General features: G+C 40.3%; 18 protein-coding genes and 2 tRNA genes. 10 read left to right on the top strand and 10 right to left on the bottom strand.

Annotated elements, in window-relative coordinates; genetic code table 11:
• Nucleotides 1-9: 9 nt before the first annotated feature.
• From GSF09_RS03425 to GSF09_RS03415, 3 genes are all read left to right on the top strand, one after another.
• Nucleotides 10-720: a YiiX/YebB-like N1pC/P60 family cysteine hydrolase gene (locus GSF09_RS03425; RefSeq protein WP_159799537.1), complete on the top strand. Its 711-nt coding sequence runs from the start codon at nucleotides 10-12 to the stop codon at nucleotides 718-720.
• A gap of 75 nt (nucleotides 721-795) precedes the next feature.
• The gene (fabD, locus tag GSF09_RS03420; RefSeq protein ID WP_159799536.1) at nucleotides 796-1,677 is read left to right on the top strand and encodes an ACP S-malonyltransferase; all 882 of its coding nucleotides are present in this window, start codon (nucleotides 796-798) and stop codon (nucleotides 1,675-1,677) included.
• Between the two features lie 2 nt (nucleotides 1,678-1,679).
• On the top strand, nucleotides 1,680-1,865 hold the full coding sequence (locus tag GSF09_RS03415) for a hypothetical protein (protein WP_159799535.1): 186 nt from the start codon (nucleotides 1,680-1,682) through the stop codon (nucleotides 1,863-1,865).
• Nucleotides 1,866-1,878: 13 nt separating this feature from the next.
• Here GSF09_RS03415 and GSF09_RS03410 read toward each other — a convergent pair whose 3' ends face one another.
• Genes GSF09_RS03410 through GSF09_RS03400 form a run of 3 tightly spaced genes read right to left on the bottom strand, consistent with a single transcriptional unit; the run spans nucleotide 1,879 to nucleotide 4,288 of the window.
• Nucleotides 1,879-2,109, bottom strand: a complete 231-nt coding sequence (locus tag GSF09_RS03410) for a hypothetical protein (protein WP_159799534.1) — start codon at nucleotides 2,107-2,109, stop codon at nucleotides 1,879-1,881.
• A gap of 1 nt (nucleotide 2,110) precedes the next feature.
• The gene (gene galE, locus GSF09_RS03405; protein WP_159799533.1) at nucleotides 2,111-3,127 is read right to left on the bottom strand and encodes a UDP-glucose 4-epimerase GalE; all 1,017 of its coding nucleotides are present in this window, start codon (nucleotides 3,125-3,127) and stop codon (nucleotides 2,111-2,113) included.
• Nucleotides 3,128-3,154: 27 nt separating this feature from the next.
• Nucleotides 3,155-4,288 carry a DegT/DnrJ/EryC1/StrS aminotransferase family protein gene (locus GSF09_RS03400; RefSeq protein ID WP_159799532.1) on the bottom strand — a complete coding sequence of 378 codons (1,134 nt, stop codon included), beginning with the start codon at nucleotides 4,286-4,288 and terminating at the stop codon, nucleotides 3,155-3,157.
• Nucleotides 4,289-4,387: 99 nt separating this feature from the next.
• On the opposite strand from GSF09_RS03400, the gene GSF09_RS03395 reads away from it, so the two are divergent.
• Together GSF09_RS03395 and GSF09_RS03390 are read left to right on the top strand one after the other, a co-directional pair.
• Nucleotides 4,388-5,650: a 3-deoxy-D-manno-octulosonic acid transferase gene (locus tag GSF09_RS03395; RefSeq protein ID WP_159799531.1), complete on the top strand. Its 1,263-nt coding sequence runs from the start codon at nucleotides 4,388-4,390 to the stop codon at nucleotides 5,648-5,650.
• The gene (locus tag GSF09_RS03390) at nucleotides 5,631-6,083 is read left to right on the top strand and encodes a GNAT family N-acetyltransferase (RefSeq protein ID WP_236564843.1); all 453 of its coding nucleotides are present in this window, start codon (nucleotides 5,631-5,633) and stop codon (nucleotides 6,081-6,083) included. The genes GSF09_RS03395 and GSF09_RS03390 overlap by 20 nt, the downstream gene beginning before the upstream one ends.
• 86 nt (nucleotides 6,084-6,169) lie before the next feature.
• On the opposite strand, the gene GSF09_RS03385 is transcribed toward GSF09_RS03390, so the two are convergent.
• The 3 genes from GSF09_RS03385 to GSF09_RS03375 form a co-directional block, all read right to left on the bottom strand.
• Complete coding sequence (locus tag GSF09_RS03385) at nucleotides 6,170-6,607, bottom strand: carboxymuconolactone decarboxylase family protein (protein ID WP_159799530.1); 438 nt, start codon at nucleotides 6,605-6,607, stop codon at nucleotides 6,170-6,172.
• A gap of 83 nt (nucleotides 6,608-6,690) precedes the next feature.
• Nucleotides 6,691-7,263, bottom strand: a complete 573-nt coding sequence (locus tag GSF09_RS03380) for a Crp/Fnr family transcriptional regulator (RefSeq protein ID WP_159799529.1) — start codon at nucleotides 7,261-7,263, stop codon at nucleotides 6,691-6,693.
• A gap of 9 nt (nucleotides 7,264-7,272) precedes the next feature.
• Complete coding sequence (locus tag GSF09_RS03375) at nucleotides 7,273-8,541, bottom strand: STAS-like domain-containing protein (RefSeq protein WP_159799528.1); 1,269 nt, start codon at nucleotides 8,539-8,541, stop codon at nucleotides 7,273-7,275.
• Between the two features lie 121 nt (nucleotides 8,542-8,662).
• On the opposite strand from GSF09_RS03375, the gene GSF09_RS03370 reads away from it, so the two are divergent.
• Together GSF09_RS03370 and GSF09_RS03365 are read left to right on the top strand one after the other, a co-directional pair.
• Nucleotides 8,663-10,807, top strand: a complete 2,145-nt coding sequence (locus tag GSF09_RS03370) for a S46 family peptidase (RefSeq protein ID WP_159799527.1) — start codon at nucleotides 8,663-8,665, stop codon at nucleotides 10,805-10,807.
• Between the two features lie 192 nt (nucleotides 10,808-10,999).
• Nucleotides 11,000-11,203, top strand: coding sequence for a hypothetical protein (locus GSF09_RS03365; RefSeq protein ID WP_159799526.1), 204 nt, complete (start codon nucleotides 11,000-11,002; stop codon nucleotides 11,201-11,203).
• 153 nt (nucleotides 11,204-11,356) lie between these two features.
• On the opposite strand, the gene GSF09_RS03360 is transcribed toward GSF09_RS03365, so the two are convergent.
• The 3 genes from GSF09_RS03360 to mutS all read right to left on the bottom strand — a co-directional run bounded on the left by GSF09_RS03360 (nucleotide 11,357) and on the right by mutS (nucleotide 14,250).
• A tRNA-Leu gene (locus tag GSF09_RS03360) sits at nucleotides 11,357-11,442 on the bottom strand.
• Between the two features lie 17 nt (nucleotides 11,443-11,459).
• Nucleotides 11,460-11,532: transfer RNA gene (locus tag GSF09_RS03355), tRNA-Gly, on the bottom strand.
• A gap of 150 nt (nucleotides 11,533-11,682) precedes the next feature.
• A complete protein-coding gene (gene mutS, locus GSF09_RS03350; protein ID WP_159799609.1) occupies nucleotides 11,683-14,250 on the bottom strand; it encodes a DNA mismatch repair protein MutS in 2,568 nt (855 codons plus the stop codon).
• Nucleotides 14,251-14,419: 169 nt separating this feature from the next.
• Here mutS and GSF09_RS03345 point away from each other — a divergent pair, with 169 nt between their 5' ends.
• Together GSF09_RS03345 and GSF09_RS03340 are read left to right on the top strand one after the other, a co-directional pair.
• Nucleotides 14,420-14,950: an RNA methyltransferase gene (locus GSF09_RS03345; protein WP_159799525.1), complete on the top strand. Its 531-nt coding sequence runs from the start codon at nucleotides 14,420-14,422 to the stop codon at nucleotides 14,948-14,950.
• A 34-nt stretch (nucleotides 14,951-14,984) separates the two neighbouring features.
• Entirely contained in the window at nucleotides 14,985-17,057 is a 2,073-nt protein-coding gene (locus GSF09_RS03340; RefSeq protein WP_159799524.1) for a T9SS type B sorting domain-containing protein, read from the top strand.
• Here the strand turns inward: GSF09_RS03340 and folK are convergent.
• Nucleotides 17,047-18,195 carry a 2-amino-4-hydroxy-6-hydroxymethyldihydropteridine diphosphokinase gene (gene folK / locus GSF09_RS03335; protein WP_159799523.1) on the bottom strand — a complete coding sequence of 383 codons (1,149 nt, stop codon included), beginning with the start codon at nucleotides 18,193-18,195 and terminating at the stop codon, nucleotides 17,047-17,049. The genes GSF09_RS03340 and folK overlap by 11 nt on opposite strands.
• 132 nt (nucleotides 18,196-18,327) lie before the next feature.
• Between folK and sppA the strand changes: the two genes are divergently transcribed.
• Nucleotides 18,328-20,100 (top strand): signal peptide peptidase SppA, encoded by a 1,773-nt coding sequence (gene sppA / locus GSF09_RS03330; RefSeq protein WP_159799522.1) that lies wholly within the window; start codon nucleotides 18,328-18,330, stop codon nucleotides 20,098-20,100.
• Nucleotides 20,101-20,147 lie beyond the last annotated feature (47 nt).

The raw sequence follows: 20,147 nt of genomic DNA, 5'->3' as shown, positions 1-20,147 counted from the left end.
TATATTATTATGAAGCATTATCCTGTAAAGAAAATATTTTTTTGCCTGGTAATGCTTTTTCTTTTTGCTGTGTTGCTGTATAAAGCATTTTTTTATTTTGATAAGAAAAGTGAGGAAAAGCAATTTACAATGCATAAGCACACTACCAGGCTTAGCCCTGACGAAATGAGTAATATTGAAGAAGGGGACTTTATACTGCGCAGGGGATTTGGTTTCATTAGTGATTATATTTCTAAAAACCTTAATAATGGGGCTATAGATGTAACCCATGCCGGGATACTTGTAAAAATGGATAACAAATGGCATGTTATCCATTCCCTCTCATCTGACGTAAGTGCTATAGATGGTATGCAAATACAACCCCTGAGTGATTTCCTGAGTTATTCGGCACCGGGAAAAATAATTATTACCAGCCCTAAAAACTGCACCACCGCACTGCGCAAAAATATTTCTTATCTCGCCCAAAACTACCTTTCTAAAAAAATACCCTTTGACCACAAAGGGAAAATTGATGATGCCAATGAATTTTTCTGTACTGAACTAATATGGCAGATACTGGAAAAGGATCTTCACCATATAAACCTTCCAAAGGAAACCGAAGCAAGGAGAAAGCTGCTTTATTCCATGCAGTCAATGTATAGCAGCAGCTATTTTGATGTAAAAATAAACCAGTACCAACAGCAAGAATGCAGAATTAATGGAGATAAATTTACTCTGTAAAAATCCCAAAAATGCCTTATCAGGGCATCTTGCAAAAAAAACCTATTTTTGCAGTACAAACAAAACCTAAAACAAATGAAAGCATATGTTTTTCCGGGCCAGGGTGCCCAGTTTACAGGAATGGGTAAAGAACTGTATGAAAATTCTGCCGAAGCAAAAGAAATGTTTGAAAAAGCGAATGATATATTAGGCTTCCGCATAACTGATATAATGTTTGAAGGCTCTGCCGAAGAACTAAAACAGACTAAAGTAACACAACCGGCTATATTTTTACATTCTGTAATCCTTGCAAAAACCTTAGGCAGCAATTTTAAGCCTGATATGGCGGCAGGCCATTCGCTTGGCGAGTTTTCTGCACTTGTTGCGGCAGGTGCCCTTACTTTTGAAGACGGGCTTAAGCTTGTTTCACAGCGCGCCATGGCAATGCAGAAAGCATGCGAACTTGCCCCTTCAACGATGGCAGCCGTGCTTGGCCTTGAAGATAATATAGTAGAAGAAATATGCGAAAAAACCGAAGGTGTTGTAGTTGCCGCTAATTATAACTGCCCTGGGCAGTTAGTAATTTCCGGTGAAACGGGCGCAGTGGAAAGAGCCTGTGAGGCACTTAAGGCCGCGGGTGCAAAAAGAGCTTTGCTTTTACCTGTTGGCGGGGCATTCCATTCGCCCATGATGGAGCCTGCACGCGCCGAACTGGCAGCAGCCATTGAAGCAACAGCAATATCAAAACCGGTATGCCCTGTTTACCAGAATGTACCAGCTACCGCAGTTACAGAACCAGCCGAAATTAAGAAAAACCTTATTACACAGCTTACTGCCCCTGTAAAATGGACGCAGAGTGTACAAAACATGATTGCAGACGGTGCTACTGAATTTATTGAGGTAGGCCCGGGCAATGTTTTACAAGGGCTGGTTAAAAAAATTAATAAGGACGCACAGGCATCTGCCGCAATAATGTAATTATGAAACGGAAAAAGGGACTTATTTTATTAGGTATAATAATTGCGGCTGCATTTGTAAATCTTATTTTTATTAAGCATGCAAATGACCATAAAGAATGCAATGATATTACAGTGAAATATAAAGATGCAGAGGGTAATGATGTGATTGAAAAACGACATATCTGTAAAGAACAATTCAATTTCTGATAAAAAGAGGGGCTTAATTAAGCCCCTCTTTTTTATTCTTCAGGTACCTATACCACATCCACCCTATTAAAATAGTATCGGCAACTAATATTATAAGCAGGAAACTGTATTCTTTTTGAAATTTGAACTGTGTAAACATATCAGTCATTGCCATCAGTATGAGAGTTCCGCCAAGAATATAAAGCCCCGTCATGATAGCAGCCTTCTTTAATGTAATGTTCTTAAAAAAAGTACCTCTTGCCATTTTATTTATTTCTTATTTTCTGTTCCCATTTCCAGGCTGAAGATAAAGCATCATCCAGCGCCAGCTCAGCTTTCCAGCCCAGCACATCATTCGCTTTCCTGGTATCGGCATAAGCTTCGGTAATATCTCCTGCCCTCCTGTCTACAATTTTATAATTCAATTTTTTTCCGCTTACCTTTTCAAAAGTGTTTATAACTTCTAAAACAGAGTTACCCTTACCGGTACCCAAGTTAAATACCTCAACTTTTTCTTTATTTTTCTTTTCAATAAGCCTTTTAAGTGCGGTAACATGCGCTTTGGCCAAATCTACTACATGTATGTAGTCACGGATACAGGTACCGTCAGGTGTAGGATAATCATCTCCGAAAACTGAAAGCTGTTCCCTTAAACCTATTGCGGTTTGAGTGATGAAAGGCACCAAATTTTGTGGTACACCAATAGGTAACTCCCCTATATGAGCTGAAGCATGTGCCCCAACCGGATTGAAATAACGCAGCAGTATAGCATTTATACCTGTAACACCGGCAGTGTCCCTTATAATCTCTTCCCCTATCTGCTTGGTATTGCCATAAGGCGACATTGCTGCCTGTACAGGCGCATCTTCTGTAATGGGCATTTTTTCCGCTTGTCCGTAAACCGTACAGGATGAACTGAATATAAAATAGGACTCCTCCTTTTTTTGAAGCTCCTGCAACAGGTAAACCAGTACGCCAATATTATTTTCATAATACAACAACGGGTTTTCAACACTTTCTCCTACCGCTTTTGATGCAGCAAAATGGATAACGCCACTAACATTATCATGCTTTTTAAAAAAATCCTGAACGGCTTTCTTATCACGCAAATCAATCTGTTCAAACTCCGGCTTTTTTCCCGTTATGGCTGTAATGCCATCCAGCACGTTGATTGAAGAATTGGAAAGATCATCTGCAATAACTACATCAAAACCTTCATTTTGCAATTCAACCACCGTGTGCGATCCTATAAAGCCAAGGCCGCCTGTTACAAGTATTTTCATTAGAGGGGGTTTTTGTTAATTTATTGGTTAAACACTTAAAAATTCAAGAATGGTATCGGTTATATATTTTATCTGCTCATCATCAAGTTCAGTATGCATCGGCAATGCTATTACTTCCTTTACCAATTGGTTAGTAACCACAAAATCATTTTCATTATACCTGCTGTCAGCATAAGCCTTTTGGCTGTGCAATGGTATTGGGTAATATATAGCACATGGAATTCCTCTATCTAACAGGTGCTGCATTAAAGCATTCCTGTCAGCATTTAAAACCCTTAAAGTATATTGGTGAAAAACGTGGCTGTCAGCATCCCCCTTAACTACAGGTGTAATTATATCCGCATGGCCTGCAAAAGCTTTGTTATATTTTTCTGCTGCTTCACGCCTTGCTTTGTTATAACTGTCTAAAAGTGGCAGCTTAGCATTAAGCACTGCCGCCTGAACGCTGTCCAGCCTGGAGTTTACCCCCACAACATCGTGGTGGTAGCGCACATACATACCGTGATTAACAATCCCTCTTAATTTATGTGCAAGTTCATCGTCATTGGTAAAAATTGCACCGCCATCGCCATAGCAGCCTAAATTTTTTGAAGGGAAGAATGATGTAGAAGCTACATGCCCTATAACACCGGCTTTCTTTTTTGAGCCATCGGCATATTTATAATTGGCACCAATAGCCTGTGCATTATCCTCAATTACATACAGGTTATGTTCTTTTGCAATAGCCATTATAGCTTCCATATCGGCAGCCTGGCCAAACAAGTGTACAGGCACTATAGCTTTTGTTTTGGGTGTTATAGCCTTTCTTATTGCCTCTATTGATATGTTAAAAGTATCGGGGTTAACATCTACCAGAACAGGCGTAAGCTGTAAAAGTGCAATTACCTCAACTGTTGCTGCAAAAGTAAAATCGGCTGTTATAATTTCATCGCCCGGCTTTAAATCCAGCCCCATCATGGCAATCTGTAAAGCATCTGTACCATTGGCACACGGTATAACGTGTTTCACGCCCAGGTAATCTTCAAGTCCTTTCTGAAATTTCTGAACTTCAGGCCCGTTGATATAAGCCGTAGTATCCAGCACTTCCTGTATGGAAGCATTAACCGTATCTTTTATTTTATCATATTGACCCTTTAAGTCAACCATTTGTATTTTTTTCATATGCTTTAATTTAAGCCATCACAAAGCTACTAATTTATATGTGTGCCTGCCAATGAAAATAATATAAAGTACGTAATTTAGCAGTTCAATACTTACAATATGCTTTTTCTTTACAACCTGTTTACATACCTGGCATTTCCTGTTTTAAAAATAGCTGCATTTTTCAGCCCAAAAATGAAATTATTTATGGAAGGCAGGAAAACAGTTTTTAAAACGCTGAAAGAAAGAATAAGCCCTGCCGACAAAACCATTTGGTTTCATGCGGCATCATTAGGCGAATACGAGCAAGGGCTGCCTGTTATGGAAAAAATAAGGCTTTTATACCCACAGCATAAAATCATCCTCACATTTTTTTCCCCTTCGGGATATGAAATACGAAAAAACACCAATGCTGCCGACGTGGTGGTTTACCTGCCACTGGACACCAAAGCCAACGCAAAAAAATTCCTTGAGCTTGTACATCCTGAAACAGTATTTTTTATTAAGTATGAATTTTGGCCCAATTACCTTAACGTCTTAAAAAATTCAGGTGCAAAGGTTTACCTTATATCAGGGCTTTTTAGGGAAAAGCAGGTGTTTTTTAAATGGTATGGCGGCTTTTACAGAGATGCCCTCAAGGTTTTTACCCATTTTTTTGTGCAGTATGAAAGTTCCAAAAAACTATTGCATAGTATAGGTTTTAACAATGTGAGTGTGAGTGGCGACACCCGTTATGACCGTGTTAGTGAAATACTGGAACGTGATAACCGACTGCCTTTTATAGATGAATTTATAAACGGGAAAACCACATTTGTATTCGGCAGTTCGTGGCCAAAGGATGAAAGCCTCTTTGTAAATTTTATTAATAGTGCCATAAGGCATAACAACGATGCGAAATTTATAATTGCTCCGCATACTGTTGACAAACCCCATATTGATTCCCTAAAAGCCAGTATTACTTCGGGCAAAACAATTTTATTCTCTGAAAAGAATGGGAAAGACCTCGCCCCTTATAATACTTTTATTATAGATACCATAGGCATATTGGGCAAGATATACAGCTATGCCAGTGCAGCTTATGTAGGCGGTGGGTTTGGCACTGCCGGCCTGCATAATATCTTAGAGCCAGCCGCTTTTGGTGTGCCGGTGGTTATAGGGCCTAACCACCAAAAATTCCCTGAAGCCGTTGCACTGGTAAAAGCAGGCGGGTGTATAGCGGTGCATAATGGCTACGCACTGGAAGAAGCATTAATGAAATTACTGCACAACCCAGCTTACCGTGAAGAGGCAGGGCATATTGCCGAAACGTTTGTAAACAGCAACCGTGGCGCGGTAAGCATAATAATTAAAAAGGTTAAAGCCGATGCAGGAAATAACATTTAAGCCTATAACAGTTAAGGATATAGATATTGCGGTGAGCATGATGCATGATTTTTATGCCATTGACAATTATCCTATGGATAGGGCCACAGCCAAAAACCTGTTTATAGAGTTTGTTGAAAATGACAGTTTAGGGAAAAGCTGGCTTATTTATTTTGAAGGTGAACCTGTGGGCTATGTAATATTAACCTTTATTTTCAGTTTTGAGTATAAGGGCAGGATAGCCTTTCTGGACGAATTATTTATTATACCGCAGGCACGGGGTAATGGGCTTGGTAAAAAAGTACTTGACTTTATACACCGGCAGGCAAAAATACATTCGGTTAGGGTTATTTACCTTGAGGTGGAAGGGCACAACGAAATAGCACAAAAGCTGTATGCCTCAAAAAACTTTACAGTGCATAACCGGAAGCTGATGAAAAGTACTATCAGTTAAACAATGAGACAACACAATACGACCATGCTGAAAAGCCAATAGGTTTTATTAAACTTATCGGCTGTTCAGAATGGGAGTTTCTTTACTTATTCCGGCATTAAGCCTGTAGTTATGGCTATCCTGTTCCAGGCGTTTATGGATATAATAGCCATTAAAACCTGTGCCGTATATTTTTCACCCAGCAGGTTTACCGCATTTTCATACACCGCATCCGGAACGTGGTTATGGGTAATATCAGTCACGGCTTCGGTCATTGCCAAAATGGCTTTTTCCTCATCAGTAAAAAATGTAGTGTCGCGCCATGCACTTAAGGTATAAATGCGCTGTTCGGTTTCGCCGTTTTTACGTGCATCTTTGGTATGCATATTTAGGCAAAAAGCACAGCCGTTAATTTGCGAAGCCCTTATTTTAATAAGTTCCCTGTGGGCTTTTGTAATTTCTGCACCTTCAAAGTATTTTTCCCAGTTTATCATGGCTTTCCATGCTTCCGGATCAGCGTCATAAAGTTTAAATCTTGTTTTCATACTACTTGTTTTTTGTTATTATTACATGGCAAATTTCCGCCATGCACATCGCAAAAAACTTAAAGTAGTTTAAGAAATGGCAATCAGTCTTTCCTGGCGCGGAGCATACTCAAAAATTCAGGGGTTATCCCTAAAAAAGTGGCCAGCATATACTGGGGCACGCGCTGCACAAATTCAGGATATTTGTCGCGCATCATCTTGTATTGTTCCTCGCCGGTCAGGTTAAAAATGTAGTGTATGCGGTTTAGCTGTGCAGCATAGGCTTTTTCCAGCACCAGCCTGAAATATTTTTCCAGTTGCGGCAGTTGTGCAAAAAGGCTTTCCTCATCTTTGCGTTTTAAAACCACTACCTGCGAATTTTCTATGGCTTGTATATAAAAATTGGAAGGTTCTCCTGTTTTAAGGCTGAAATACTCGGTTATCCACCAGTTTTCAATCCCGAACTGTATTACCTGTTCAGTCCCTTTATCGGTTATAAGGTACAGGCGGAAACAACCCTGTACTATAAAATAGTTTTCCCGGCACACCTCACCCGCCCGCAGCAAATGCCCTTTCTTTTTTACATCACGCAGCTCCAGGGTACGAGTTAGTAGTTCTTCTTCCTCGGCATTTAGGCTTATATGCTTGCGCATGTGGGTTAGGATTTCGGAAAACATAAATTATTATTAAATGTTTACTTCTTCATCTTCTGCTTGTGTTAATCTTTGTGCAACAGCTTTGTCCAAAAGACCTCTAACTAAATCTTCCATTGATATATTTTTTACTAATGAAGAAAATGACATTGCACCCATTTCTAAAAACAATTTTCCTATAATTTCATCTGCAAAACTACTTGATATAACAGGTACACCACTCCAATCAATTATTATAGGATAACCAAACTTTGAATTCAATAAATTTTTAACTTTTGTACGAATTTGATAACCTGACCTTCTCGAACCAAACCCTGTAGTTTCTTCAGCCATTTTTAATAAAAGACAATCTTTTTCATCCATCTCATATCTATAGTCAACTATATTCAAAGGTATATACTTAACCTTCCCATCAAAATCCAATGCTTCTGAAATTGAGAAATTTTCATCAACTTTTATCTGCCCACAAACAATAGTTCCCTTATAAACAGAATATAATCGTTTTCTAGTCGATTCATTATTAGTCACTATTAATCTTCCACTACCACTTGTTATATCAAACGAACCTCCTGTTAAAGTTGAAACTCTTAAAGAACCGGCTAATCCATTTCCTTGTCCAAACTTTGGATCTCTAGTTACACCTGCCTTTATAGCTTCTCCTATTGCATCTAAATCTGTTCTTAAATTAGGAAATCCTTCTTGCATCGATTTTAAAATCCCTCTTCCAGAATCTGCTACTGCAAATGCAATAGTTTGAGTACTGATATATGTACTTGCTTGTATATATCCTCCTTCATTTGACTCCGAGTGATTTAATACATTGTCTGTTATTTCATTAATTGACCACTCTAAACCAGAAATAACATCTTTTGGAATAGGCATACTCCTAAGAACCACATCCATAAAGTCATTAACCACATTTTTTTGTTGTTCAGGAGTTTCAAATTTTCTAGTAACTAAATGTCTATCATGCACAGATTCAGATTTCTCGAATTGATCAGGAGATAAATAATGAGCCCAATTAACACTTCTAAAAAGTTTTCGAGTATCGTCGTGATTAGGCAATTTTATATAAACTCTTATACTATCCCTCCTTAAACTATTTAGAGTACTTATAACTGGAAGCATTCCATTTGGATAGGCTTTCACTACATTTTGAAAATCAACTGTTAAGTTCTTTTGACCCCCCTCTATAAATTTATCAATAGCTGAACAAAAATCTTTCACACAATATGCATTAACCTTATCTCCAAAAAACAAAGTAGGATTCTCTTTTCTATAATAACAAGTTCTAAATACCATTTTAAATTCTATTGAACTCTAAATTAACAAAATTTTAAGAGAATTTACAATACGTAAAACTACCTGTTTTCACTCCACTGTAAAATTTCCTATCTTGCAGCCACTAACATAATTCAACACCATGAGAATACTACGATTGCTGGTACTCCTGCTTGTATTGCCTGCTTATGCACAGCAGGGCGGCATGTGGATACCTTCCCTGCTTAAGGGCATGAACGAAAAGGAAATGAAGAGCCTGGGCATGAAAATGTCGGCTTCCGATATTTATGATGTCAATAATTCCAGCCTTAAAGATGCCGTGCCGCATTTTAACGGGGGCTGTACTTCAGAGGTTATTTCACCCAAAGGGCTGCTGCTTACCAACCACCACTGCGGCTATGGCGAAATACAGGCGCACTCTACCGTAGAGCATGACTACCTTACCGATGGCTTTTGGGCCATGAGCCTTGAGGAAGAATTGCCGAATCCTGATATGGAAGTTACCTTTATTGTGCGCATAGAAGATGTAACCGCAAAGGTTCTGGAAGGTGTAAGCCTTATCAGCAACGAACAGGACAAACAGAAAAAGATACAGGATAATATAGCACGACTTACCAATTCACTTCCCAAAGAAAGCTATCAGGAAAACAAGATACGTACGTTTTACGAAGGGAACCAGTACATGCTTTTTGTAACCGAAACGTATAAAGATGTACGCCTTGTAGGTGCTCCGCCATCATCCATTGGTAAATTCGGTTCAGATACCGACAACTGGGTTTGGCCGCGCCATACGGGCGATTTTTCACTGTTCAGGATTTATGCCGATAAAAACAACCGCCCGGCAGAATACAGTAAGGATAATGTGCCTTACACACCAAAACATTATTTCCCAATATCCCTTGGCGGCATAAAAGAAAATGATTTTACACTTGTATTCGGTTATCCCGGCCGTACCCAGGAATACTTGCCATCTGTAGCTGTAGAGCAGATTGTAAATGTGCTTAACCCTGCCAAAATTGAAGTGCGTGATGCTGCCCTTAAGGTAGCCGACCAGTTTATGAGGAAAGATAATGCCATCAAAATTCAGTATGCCGCGAAATATGCAAGCATTGCCAACTACTGGAAAAAATGGATAGGCGAAACACAGGGGTTAAAGCAAACCAATGCCATCGGCATTAAAAAAGCCTGGGAAAAAGATTTTATGCAAAAGGTAGCCAAATCAGGCAAACAGGCTGAATATGGCAGCCTGCTGAGCTATTTTGATAAATACTATAAGGAGATTGAACCCTACACCCTTAGCCGTGACTATTTTATTGAGGTTGTGCTACGCAATACAGAACTGCTTACCATAGGCTACAGGCTTTACCAGCTTGAACAGATTTATAATGCCCGCGGCGAGCAGTCGTTTAACGACAGGAGAAACAACACCCTGCAATCGTTGGAAAGTGTATATAAAGACTTTAATAAGCAGGTAGATGAAAAAATATTTGAGCAGCTTATTGCCCTTTATGCCACTAAATCGCCCCAGCAGTTCCTGCCTGAAGAGGTAAAAGGAAAAGATTTCAAGGCACTCACACAGGAAATATACAGCCAGTCCAAACTTACCGGTTATGATGCGGTTAAGGACTTGCTGACTGGTGATGCAAAATCGGTAATGGAAAAACTGAACAATGACAAAGGCTACACCCTTGTAAAAGCTATGACCGAAGCCTACATTAATAAGGTTAGCGAACGCTATGAAGAACTAAACAGCAAAATTGCAGCACTACAACGCACCTATATGAAAGCCATACTGGAGCTTAGTCCTGAAGACGCCCGCATTTTCCCCGATGCCAACAGTACTATGCGTGTAACCTACGGAAAAGTAAAGGGATATGAGCCCCGCGATGCTGTGTACTATGAGCCCGTAACCTATCTTGAAGGTGTTATGGAAAAATATGTGCCCGGAGATTATGAGTTTGACGTTCCGCAAAAACTTATTGAGCTGTATAATAAAAAGGATTTTGGCCCCTATGGCGAAAAAGGAAAAATGCCTGTATGCTTTATAGGTACAAACCATACCACTGGCGGTAATTCAGGCAGCCCTGCAATTGATGCAAAAGGTAACCTGATAGGCCTTAATTTTGACCGTGTGTGGGAAGGAACGATGAGTGATATATATTATGACCCATCTATTTGCAGGAATATAATGGTTGATATTCGTTACGTGCTGTTTATCATTGATAAATATGCCGGGGCAGGCCATTTGGTGAAGGAAATGAAGATTGTAAACGCCAAAAAGAAATAAGCCGGAAATATTCTTACACAGGTTTTGCATCTGTAAGAGAAATTTTTTAGGAATTTGAGCTATAATTGCACCATAATATATTGTATTTCAATAATAAAAGATTTATAAAAAATTTATCGATATTTATTTTGCGATGTCAAAAAATTTATATCTTTGCTCCGAATTAATAATTAACCTTTATAATTTAGTAAGATGAAAAAAGTTGTTTTAAGTTTAGCACTAGTAGCTATGATGAGTGTTTCTTTCGTTTCTTGCAAAGAAACTGCTAAAGAAGAAACTCCAGTTGAAGAGACTACAGTTGAAGAGACTACAGTTATTGAAGAGCCTGTAGCTGTTGATACTATGGCTGTTGATACTACTGCTGCTCCAGCTGCTGAAACTCCAGCTGCTGAGTAATTAGACGACATCTAGTTAAAGCATTTAAAGCTCCGCAAGGCGGGGCTTTTTTATTTGCCGTATTTTGCTGAAAATCCTGTATAGGAAAAAAGCCTGAGGAAGTTTCCAAAAACAAAAAATCCCGTATAATTACTATACGGGATTTTTAATCTGTACTCAAGGCGGGACTTGAACCCGCACGGGCATTTCTGCCCACTGGATTTTAAGTCCAGCGTGTCTACCAATTCCACCACTCGAGCTTAATTAGGTAGTGTTGAGCGAAAAACGGGATTCGAACCCGCGACCTCCACCTTGGCAAGGTGGCGCTCTACCAACTGAGCTATTTTCGCATTATATCAATTACCGCTGTTTGCTTCAGTATTGCGGATGCAAATGTAGCACATAAATTCAATTTTGCAAGGCTTTTTTCAAAAAAAATTACACAAAAAAACATAACTTTCTGATAACCTTATTTTTAATTTATAGATTTTTTTTACGCCCTACTTAGCCAGCATCCTTTTTATCTCATTCAGTTTCATTAAAGCCTCTACAGGAGTAAGCGTATTAATATCCAGGTTTACTATTTCTTCTTTTATCTCCTCCAGCAATGGGTCGTCAAGATTAAAAAAGCTGAGCTGCATTTCTTCCTTTGCCGATGCCTTCACATTTGCCAGTGCTTCGCCGCTATGGTCTTTCTCAAGCTTTTTAAGCAGCTTTTGCGCCTTTTGTATAACAACCTGGGGCATTCCTGCCATTTTAGCTACATGTATTCCAAAACTGTGTGCAGAGCCGCCCTTAACAAGCTTGCGGATAAAAAGCACTGTGTCTTTAAGTTCTTTTACCGATACATTATAGTTTTGTATGCGGGCAAATATATCCTGCATTTCATTTAACTCATGATAATGGGTGGCAAAAAGGGTTTTTGGCTTTGCCGGGTGCTCATGTAAAAACTCAGCTATTGCCCAGGCTATGGATATACCGTCATAAGTACTGGTTCCCCTGCCAATCTCGTCCAGCAGTATAAGGCTTCGGTCGGATATATTATTCAATATGCTGGCCGTTTCATTCATTTCCACCATAAAGGTTGATTCTCCCATCGAAATATTATCGGAAGCCCCTACCCTTGTAAATATTTTATCTACTACGCCCATCCGCACATGCTGGGCAGGAACAAAGCTGCCCATTTGAGCAAGCAGTACAATCAGTGCCGTTTGCCTCAATATGGCTGATTTACCCGACATATTGGGCCCGGTTATCATTATAATCTGCTGCGACTCCCTGTCAAGATATACATCATTGGTAATATACGGCGTGCCTACAGGCAATTGCTTTTCAATAACAGGGTGCCGCCCCTCTTTTATATCAAGTTCAAAACTGTCCTCAATTTCAGGGCAAACATATTTATTGTCAATAGCAAGCTGCGCAAAAGAAGCAAGGCAGTCCACCTGCGCTATAAGCGATGCATTAAGCTGCACAGGCTTAATATAAGTGGCTATCCAGGCCACCAGTTGTTCAAACAACTGTGTTTCCAGTTGGTGTATCTTTTCCTCTGCACCTAATATTTTAGTCTCATATTCTTTTAATTCCTCTGTTATGTACCTTTCGGCATTAACAAGGGTCTGTTTGCGTATCCATTCTGCCGGCACCTTATCTTTATGCGTGTTACGCACTTCTATATAATAGCCAAAAACATTGTTAAAGGAAATTTTAAGCGATGAAATGCCGGTACGCTCCGCCTCCCTCGCCTCTATCCCGTCAAGATATTCTTTACCGGAATAAGCAATACTCCTAAGCTCATCAAGCTCTGCATTTATTCCTTTTGCTATAGCATTTCCTTTATTTATGGAAACAGGAGCTTCGGCATGCAGAGTGCTTTTTATCTTTTCACGCAGCAAATCGCAACTGTGCAGGCTGTCGCCTATTGCCCTTAAAGCCTCGTTATCGCTTTCCAGTGCCAGCTGTTTTACAGGCACTATGGCATCAAGCGAATCTTTAAGATAGTTCACTTCACGCGGAGATACCCTACCTGTGGCTATTTTGGAAATAAGCCTTTCCATATCAGATATCAGCTTAACCTGCTGCTGTATTTTTTGCAGTACACTTTTATTTTCCTTTAAATAAGCCACAACTTCATGGCGTGCTTTTACTTTATTAGCATCCTTTAGCGGAAGAGCCAGCCAGCGTTTCAGCAGCCTCCCACCCATGGGTGAAAGTGTCCTGTCAATTACATCAAGCAGGGTTACAGCGTTTGGATTTGTACTGTGATAAAGCTCCAGGTTCCTTATGGTAAACCTGTCCATCCACACATAAGCATCCTCCGCAATCCTTTGTATGGCAGTTATGTGCTGCACTTTGTTATGCTGTGTTTCCGAAAGGTAATACAACACTGCACCCGATGCTATTATCCCTTCCTGCAACTCCTCTACTCCAAAACCTTTTAGTGAATTGGTTCCGAAGTGTGACGTAAGGCTTTCAAAGGCATAATCTTCCTTATAAATCCAGTCCTCCAGGTAAAACGTATGGTAATTTTCACCGAAGGCATCTTTAAAAGCGCCTTTTTCATTTTTAGCCACAAGCACTTCGCTGGGGCTGAAATTCTGAAGGAGTTTATCTATATATTCCTCGTTGCCCTGCGCTGTTAAAAACTCTCCTGTTGAGATATCCAGGAATGATATGCCCACTGTTTTCCTGCCGAAATAAACTGATGCCAAAAAGTTATTTGACTTAGACTGAAGTACCTCATCATTCATGGAAACTCCCGGTGTTACCAGTTCGGTTACACCACGCTTCACAATAGTCTTTGTCATTTTAGGGTCTTCAAGCTGGTCGCATATCGCTACCCGAAGCCCTGCTTTTACCAGTTTGGGCAAATAAGTATTTAGCGAGTGGTGAGGGAAGCCCGCCAACGCCGTTTCAGTTTCGCTGCCATTACCCCGCTTGGTAAGTACAATACCCAATATTCCTGCTGTCCTTATGGCATCTTCGCCAAAGGTTTCATAAAAATCTCCCACCCTGAATAACAGGCACGCATCAGGGTACTTCGCCTTAATGCTGTTATACTGCTTCATTAGCGGGGTTTCCTTAACCTGTTTTTCTTTTGTAGATGCCAAAGGATTATAATTTAAGTAAAAGGCGAATTTAATCAAAATCCAAAAAAACAGCTACCCTTGTTGGTAAATGGTGGATAAATTAAAAAAATTATAATACTTACTTTTGCAGCAATACAAATTAAACAGCATGAGAAAATTGGCTAATAGCGAACTGGAACGCAAGAGTATTGAAGATTTTAAGGCCGCCGAAAAAACACCGGTTATAATTATACTGGATGACATAAGGAGCCTGCACAATATTGGTTCGGTTTTTCGCACTGCTGATGCCTTTTTAATAGAAAAAATATACCTGTGCGGCATTACTGCCACACCACCCAACAAGGAAATACACAAAACCGCGCTGGGGGCTACAGATACAGTAGAATGGGAATACCGTAAAAATGTGCTTAATGTTATTGAAAGCCTTAAACAGGAACAGGTTTCGGTATGGGCTGTAGAGCAGGTGGAAAACTCAGTTTTACTGAATGATTTTACTCCTGAAACAGACACGAAGTATGCCGTAGTTTTTGGCAATGAAGTTAAAGGGGTATCCCAGGACGCCATAAAACTATGTGACGGAACTATCGAAATACCCCAGCTTGGCACAAAGCATTCCCTGAATATATCGGTAAGTGCAGGAATAGTTGTATGGGATATCTTTCAAAAAATGGCTCATTAAAGCAACCTTTGGTATATTTTTATATTTTTACAGGATGAACACATCCAAAGCCCCTTTATTTCTTGCTTTCCTGCTAATCATATTCTATACAGGAAGAATAAAAGCCCAAAGTACACCTGTGCTTGCGGCTACAGGAAGCCAGATATACTGTCCGGGCAGCCCTATGAATATTGCCGGTTCATTCAGCATTAACGACCCCGGTTTGCTACTTAATGGTATTTACATACAAATATCCGAAGGTTATGTTAACGGGCAGGATATATTAAGCCTTAGCGGGACTAATACCGGGCTTACCGCCAGTTGGGACGCGGTTTCTGCCAAACTTTCCATAAGAAGCATAAATGGGCAAAATATTCCACATGCAGATTTGGAAGCTGCAGTACTAAATGTTGTTTACTCCAACATATCTGCTACACCTTCAGCCGGCATAAGGCGTTTTTCCATAACTATAGGCGAAGCCAACTACCTGCCCTCTACAGGGCATTACTACCGCTTTATCTCGCAACCATTTATAAGTTGGACAAGCGCGAGGACAGCGGCACAAAACAGTACATATTATGGCAGGCAGGGATACCTCGCCACCATATTATCCCCTGATGAAGCCCAGTTATGTGGTGAACAGGCTACAGGAACAGGCTGGATTGGCGGTTCGGATGCAGAAACGGAAGGGATATGGAAATGGGTAACCGGCCCGGAAGCTGGCGCAATATTTTGGTTTGGCGGTGCCAATGGCTCTACCCCTAATTTTGCTTTTTGGAATAATGGTGAACCTAACAATGCAGGCGATGAAGATTATGCCCATGTTACAGCACCGGGTGTGGGCATTCGCGGCTCATGGAACGACCTGCCCAACAATGGCAGCACCGGTGTGTATGAGCCAAAAGGCTATATTGTAGAGTATGGCGGTATGCCGGGCGATAGCCCTATAGATATTTCTGCCAGCACAGAAATTACTGTACCGAGCATAACTTCCGTAATACCGGCCTCGGTTTGCGGACAGGGTACGGTTACATTACAAGCCTCAGGCAATAACACCCCAATTTACTGGTATGATGCCCAAAGCGGCGGTAGCGCGCTTGCCACAGGGTCAAGTTTTACCACACCTGTATTAACAGCCACAACAACTTACTATGTTTCTGCATTTGCGGCAGGCTGTAATGCAAACCGTACCGCAGTAACTGCAACGGTTAACAATATACCCGTAGTAACACCAATAAGCCCTATAACCCTTTGTGGCGAAGGTACGGTACAACTTGAAGCTGCTGCAACAGCAGGTACAATAAACTGGTATGACGCACCTTCAGGGGGTACGCTTATTGGTTCGGGCAATACAATAACCAGCCCTGTAATTACAGGCAATACTACTTTTTATGCCGAAGCTGTACACAACAACTGCACCTCATTGAGGGAAGCTGTAACCGTAAATTTTTTCCCTGCTTTTGAGGTTAGTGATGAAAGCGTGGTTTTTTGCACAGGCAATAAAGTAATACTGGATGCAGGACTTACTGATGTGGATTATGAATGGCCCGGTGGCGAAGCAACACAAACTATAGAGGTTAGTGAAGCAGGAACTTATGATGTAATATTAACTAATGCTTCCGGCTGTGTAGCTGTAAAAACTTTTACGGTTACAGCCCTGCCTTCACCGGTTATTGAGGTTGTAATGGTAAATTCCGACAGGGCTACTATAGTAGTTACAGGAAATGACCAGGATAATTATGAGTATTCCTTAAACGGCATTGACTACCAGTCATCCAACACATTTGTTAATCTTTCAGCGGGCAGCTATATTGCTTATATAAAATCAGGCAACGGATGCGGATTGGACTTTAAAGAATTTACGGTTTTTCTCATCCCAAAATTTTTTACACCTAACAATGATAGTGTTAATGATGTATTCAGCATTGCCGGTATGGCATCATTCCCTGAAGCAACTATTGATATTTTTGACCGCTACGGTAAGTTAATAATACAGTTAAACCGAGCACAGCTGTGGTGGGACGGCACATTTAACAACCAAAAGCTGCCTGCAACCGATTACTGGTATATAATAAAGCTTGATGATAAAACTCCTGAAATTAAAGGCCACTTCAGCCTTATAAGGTAGGTTTTGTATTACGGGCCTCCTCAATGCGTTGTAAAATCCAGATATAATCTTCCTGATTTTTTACAAAATCACGGTCAGACACATCAATAACCAGCACATTTAGCCCTGCCTGAGATTTAATATAATCAAAATATCCCCTGTTTATCTTTTCAAGATATGCGCCCTCTATGTCCTGCTCATAACTGCGCCCCCTCTTTTTTATATGCTGCAAAAGCCGTTCTGTATTTTGGTAGAGGTAAATATACAAGTCAGGCTTCGGCATTTCCTTGTATATTATATCAAAAAGTTTACGGTACAGGCGGTATTCGTCTTCACTTAGTGTAACCTTTGAGAAAATAAGCGATTTAAAAATATGATAGTCTGCTACAATAAAATCCCTGAATAAATCAAATTGTGCCAAATCATCCGAAAGCTGGTGGTAACGGTCAGCAAGAAAAGACATTTCCAATGAAAAGGCATAGCGTCCCTGGTCTTTATAAAACTTTGGCAGAAACGGGTTATCAGCAAAACGCTCTAAAACCAGCTTAGCATTAAAGTCTTCCGATATTTTACCTGCCAGTGTTGTTTTACCCGCCCCAATATTACCTTCAATAGCTACATAATTAAAACCACTAAGGCTGAATTTATCTAAAGGGCTTCCAAGTTTCTGTACCCACCTGCAGTTACTTTTATCAGTTGAGGACGCTATAAGGGCAGTAATGTTTTTTTGTGTTACAGGGTGCTCCCACTGGGGAAGCAAATCCCTTAACGGGTACAGCACAAAATTCCTTTCCGCCATCCTGGGGTGTGGCACTTCTAAATTTTCACCTGTTATAACATCATTATTAAAGGCAATAATGTCAATATCTATAGTACGGGGCTGGTAGCCTTTTTCATCGCTCCTTACACGCCCCATTACTTTTTCTGCAGTAAGAATGCTTTGCAGTAAAACTTCGGCAGATTTGGCGGTGTGTACCAGCAACGCACAGTTATAAAAATCATCGCTTTCAAAACCCCAAGATGGCGTTTCATATAATCCGGAAACCTTTACAACAGTGGCTATGCTGTGGTGAATATAATTAATGCATTGCTGTATGTTTTCCAGCCTGTTCCCCCTGTTGCTGCCTATAGATAGTATTACGGTGTTTTGAAAACTCATAGTTTGCAAAGTAAACAAAACAAAAGCAAAGGATAAGGCTTGTTAATAAATTTAGGCTGTTACTAATTATGCTTTAACGTGTAACATATTGCTTACTTTTGCAACTTATACTCAAAATTAAATTTTACTACTATGCAGTTTTTAAAAAATGTGCTGTCCACTATAGTGGGGCTGTTCCTGTTCTGTTTTATATTTTTCATGGTAATTATAATAATCGGCGTTGCTGCAGGCAGCAGTAATGAAGATGTTGTAAAAGTTAAAGACAATTCGGTAATAGAGCTTGACATAAGTGATGTTACTCAGGATTATGCCGGAAAATTTATTTATAAGGATTTCAGTATGCTTGACTCTGAACCCAAAGAAGGGCTTACTGATGTATTAAATGCTATTGAAGCTGCAAAAGACGACAAAAAAATAAAGGGTATAACCCTTACCAATACCAACTCATTTTTAGGGATGGCGCAGGCCAAGGCATTAAGGGACAGGCTGGAAGACTTTAAAAAGTCAGGAAAATTTGTGGTATCTTATGCCGACAGCTTTTCACAAACCGATTATTATTTAAATTCCGTAGCCGATACTATATACCTGAACCCTATAGGAAGCCTTGATTTTAAAGGACTGTCCTCTGAAGTTATGTTTTTTAAAGACCTTCAGGAGAAAACAGGCATTAAGATGGAAGTTATACGCCACGGTAAATATAAAAGTGCCGTTGAACCTTTTTTAAGCAACGAAATGAGCCCTGAAAACAGGGAGCAGATAAGTGTGCTGCTTAACTCTATATGGAGCGCGGTTGCCAGCGACATTTCAAAAAGCAGGAAAATTTCTGTGGACAGCCTTAACAGCATAGCCGAAAACCTTTCGGCAAGGACGGCCGAAATGGCAAAAGCGACAAGGCTTGTGGACAAACTTGGGTATGAGGACGAATTCCATAACGGCATCCGTAAGGCTTTAAAAGTAAAGAAAGAGGAAGATTATAACAGCGTAACCATATTAGACTATGTAAAAGCAAATGCATTATCTGACCTGCTTTCTGCCGCTAAAGACAAAATTGCCGTTATTTATGCTCAGGGTGAAATAATGGGCGGTGAGGGCGACATCAATATTATTGGTGAAGGTGCCATGAGGGAATCATTAAAAAAAGCACGTGAGGATAAAGATGTAAAAGCTATAGTGCTAAGGGTAGATTCACCGGGTGGCGATGCCCTAACCTCTGAACTTATATGGAGGGAAATAGAAATTACCAAAAAGAAAAAGCCGGTTGTTGTATCTATGGGTAACCTTGCGGCATCGGGCGGTTATTATATTTCATGCAATGCCAGCAGGATTTTTGCTGAACCGAATACCATTACAGGTTCTATAGGTGTGTTTGGGGTACTGCCAAACTTTACCGGAATTTCCAATAAAATGGGCATACATACCGAGCAGGTAAGCACGCACAGCAATGCTGCCGGCTACAGCCTGTTTACACCGTTACAGGATAAAACAAGGAATATTATCCAGGAAAGTATAGAAGACATTTACAGCACATTTGTTAACCGCGTGGCTACAGGGCGCAAAATGACTTTTGAGCAGGTTGATGCCATTGCCCAGGGAAGGGTATGGACAGGAAGCGATGCTGTTAAAAACGGCTTGGTTGATGAGCTTGGCGGGCTTGATGAAGCTGTAGCCTATGCTGCCAAATTAGGTAAAACAGACAGCTATACCACCCAGGCATACCCGCAGTTTGAGCGTTCGGTTGATGATATACTGAAAAGCCTTAGCGGAATGCCTTTTGCAAAAACCAAAGAGGAATTTATTAAGGAAGAGGTAGGCCAGGAAAATTATAAAATGATTGAGCGCATAAGGCGTGCCAGCCAGTTAAGGGGTGCACAAACTATTATGCCTTATGAAATAACCATACGTTAATATCCGTTATTAAGTTTTACAGTTTCTTTGTATCTTTAAGGGAAAAA

The organism is Flavobacterium sp. MK4S-17 (assembly GCF_009848495.1).
Lineage (GTDB): Bacteria > Bacteroidota > Bacteroidia > Flavobacteriales > Flavobacteriaceae > Flavobacterium.
This window is presented reverse-complemented; position numbering and strand designations above follow the sequence as displayed.

What these genes read in the sequence shown, in the direction of transcription:
- galE (WP_159799533.1), bottom strand. Translation starts at nt 3,127, where the DNA reads ATGAAAATACTTGTAACAGGCGGCCTTGGCTTTATAGGATCGCACACG.
- GSF09_RS03380 (WP_159799529.1), bottom strand. Translation starts at nt 7,263, where the DNA reads ATGTTTTCCGAAATCCTAACCCACATGCGCAAGCATATAAGCCTAAAT.
- GSF09_RS03340 (WP_159799524.1), top strand. Translation starts at nt 14,985, where the DNA reads ATGAACACATCCAAAGCCCCTTTATTTCTTGCTTTCCTGCTAATCATA.
- mutS (WP_159799609.1), bottom strand. Translation starts at nt 14,250, where the DNA reads ATGAAGCAGTATAACAGCATTAAGGCGAAGTACCCTGATGCGTGCCTG.
- GSF09_RS03385 (WP_159799530.1), bottom strand. Translation starts at nt 6,607, where the DNA reads ATGAAAACAAGATTTAAACTTTATGACGCTGATCCGGAAGCATGGAAA.
- GSF09_RS03375 (WP_159799528.1), bottom strand. Translation starts at nt 8,541, where the DNA reads ATGGTATTTAGAACTTGTTATTATAGAAAAGAGAATCCTACTTTGTTT.
- folK (WP_159799523.1), bottom strand. Translation starts at nt 18,195, where the DNA reads ATGAGTTTTCAAAACACCGTAATACTATCTATAGGCAGCAACAGGGGG.
- GSF09_RS03425 (WP_159799537.1), top strand. Translation starts at nt 10, where the DNA reads ATGAAGCATTATCCTGTAAAGAAAATATTTTTTTGCCTGGTAATGCTT.
- sppA (WP_159799522.1), top strand. Translation starts at nt 18,328, where the DNA reads ATGCAGTTTTTAAAAAATGTGCTGTCCACTATAGTGGGGCTGTTCCTG.
- fabD (WP_159799536.1), top strand. Translation starts at nt 796, where the DNA reads ATGAAAGCATATGTTTTTCCGGGCCAGGGTGCCCAGTTTACAGGAATG.
- GSF09_RS03365 (WP_159799526.1), top strand. Translation starts at nt 11,000, where the DNA reads ATGAAAAAAGTTGTTTTAAGTTTAGCACTAGTAGCTATGATGAGTGTT.
- GSF09_RS03395 (WP_159799531.1), top strand. Translation starts at nt 4,388, where the DNA reads ATGCTTTTTCTTTACAACCTGTTTACATACCTGGCATTTCCTGTTTTA.
- GSF09_RS03345 (WP_159799525.1), top strand. Translation starts at nt 14,420, where the DNA reads ATGAGAAAATTGGCTAATAGCGAACTGGAACGCAAGAGTATTGAAGAT.
- GSF09_RS03410 (WP_159799534.1), bottom strand. Translation starts at nt 2,109, where the DNA reads ATGGCAAGAGGTACTTTTTTTAAGAACATTACATTAAAGAAGGCTGCT.
- GSF09_RS03415 (WP_159799535.1), top strand. Translation starts at nt 1,680, where the DNA reads ATGAAACGGAAAAAGGGACTTATTTTATTAGGTATAATAATTGCGGCT.
- GSF09_RS03400 (WP_159799532.1), bottom strand. Translation starts at nt 4,288, where the DNA reads ATGAAAAAAATACAAATGGTTGACTTAAAGGGTCAATATGATAAAATA.
- GSF09_RS03390 (WP_236564843.1), top strand. Translation starts at nt 5,631, where the DNA reads ATGCAGGAAATAACATTTAAGCCTATAACAGTTAAGGATATAGATATT.
- GSF09_RS03370 (WP_159799527.1), top strand. Translation starts at nt 8,663, where the DNA reads ATGAGAATACTACGATTGCTGGTACTCCTGCTTGTATTGCCTGCTTAT.